Annotated in this window: 1 protein-coding gene; it reads right to left on the reverse strand. The window is 33.7% G+C overall.

Going from position 1 to position 252, the window contains the following annotated elements:
* Positions 1–3 precede the first annotated feature (3 nt).
* A partial coding sequence (locus Q4548_RS16925) for an RNA polymerase sigma factor (RefSeq protein WP_303457241.1) occupies positions 4–252 on the reverse strand: 249 nt, incomplete at its 5' end.

Raw genomic sequence — 252 nt, forward strand, 5'->3', positions numbered from 1 at the left:
ATGTTAAGACGCCTGTTGCATAAATTGTTGTTTTAAAGTTTCTTTAATACGACCGATTCGAGTTGCTACATTGGATTTACTGAGACCTAAACTGTCCGCTATATCGTTATGGCTTTGGTTTTCCAAATACAGCAACATGATTGCTCGGTTCAGTCTGTCCAATTGGTTAATGAAAAAATAAAGCTGCTTGATATCTTCATTTTTTGAATTATCGTCCTTCATATCGACAATGTTAAAAATACAATTTTCTTC

Origin of the sequence: Wenyingzhuangia sp. 2_MG-2023, assembly GCF_030548295.1 — a bacterium.
Lineage (GTDB): Bacteria > Bacteroidota > Bacteroidia > Flavobacteriales > Flavobacteriaceae > Wenyingzhuangia.